The sequence below is a fragment of the Actinomadura sp. B10D3 genome (assembly GCF_039871695.1).
GTDB lineage: Bacteria > Actinomycetota > Actinomycetes > Streptosporangiales > Streptosporangiaceae > Spirillospora > Spirillospora madurae.
Genome location: NZ_JBDPLY010000097.1, coordinates 1 through 1,157 on the forward strand (window position 1 = coordinate 1; position 1,157 = coordinate 1,157).

General features: G+C 73.6%; 1 protein-coding gene. It reads right to left on the bottom strand.

The features are described 5' to 3' along the window. Position 1 precedes the first annotated feature (1 nt). Positions 2–1,157: SDR family oxidoreductase (locus ABGB11_RS42420; RefSeq protein WP_347641372.1), on the bottom strand; the 1,156-nt coding region annotated here is incomplete at its 5' end.

Sequence of the window (1,157 nt, forward strand, 5' to 3'; positions counted from 1 at the left end):
GTCAGGGGATGAGGGAGAGGTCGCGCAGCATCGCGAGGTTGTCGAGGAAGCTCACATGCGTGTCGACGCAGTCGCCGAAACCCGCCTGGCGGATCTTGATGGTGCTCTGCACCATGTCGTCGCCGGCGGCGAACCAGCCGTCGACGAACGGCCAGGACGCGATCCGGGAGAGGGTGGTGGGCCGCAGCCCGTGCTCCCGGACGATCGTGTCCCACACCGGGCCCTTGTCGGCCATGTGCTCCGCGAGCGGCATCGGTTGCGGAGGTGCGGCCGGAATGGCGAAGAAGTCCGCGATGTCTGGCCAGAGGTGCTGCCAGCGGAAGTTGTCGCCGTTGGTGACGTTGAAGACCTCGTTCCGCGCCGCCGGCGACCGCAGCGCCCAGGCGACGGCCCGCGCGAGGACGCGGGCGTCGGTCGCCTGGTGGAGGGCGCCCCACGCGGCGGGGGTGCCGGGGAAGCGCAGCGGGACGCCCTGGTGCCGGCAGACGCTGGCGTAGGCGGCGAGGCCGGTGAGCATGTTCATGGGGGAGCCGAGGCTCGGGCCGATCACCGCGTCCGGGCGCAGCACCGTCCAGGTGTATCCCGCGCGGGCGGCGTCGGCGTAGAGGAGGTCCTCCTGGTCGTTGTAGAAGATCGGCCCGAGGAAGCGGGGGTCGGTCTCCTTCGCCGGGGTCTTGTAGCCGCCGAGGTGCTCTCCGTATGACTTGCCGCCGCCGATGAGCACCACGTGCCGCAGCCGGGACGGTGGGCCGTGCACGGCGTCGAGCAGGTTCCGCAGCATCGCCACGTTCGGCTCGACGGTGGCGGCCATCGTCTCGCGCTCGATGTAGGCGGCGTGGACGATCGCGGTGATGTCGGGACGGTCGGCGAGCGCGGCGCGGGTCGCCGCCGCGTCGAGCAGGTCGACCTGGAGGTGGTCGCCCACCGGCGGGCCGTCCGGCGGCCCGACCGGGCCGCGCCGCGCCACCGTGGCGACGCGCCCGCCCGACTCCAGCAGGGCGCGGACGGCGGCGCCCCCGACCACGCCGTGGGCACCGGCGACGAGGACGGTGCCGTCCCCGGCGGGCGGATTCTCGTCGGTCATCATGATGTCCTTCCGGTTCTGTGGCCCGTCGCCCGGGCCCCGCGGTCCGTACGGGTCACGCGGCCGCCCCCGG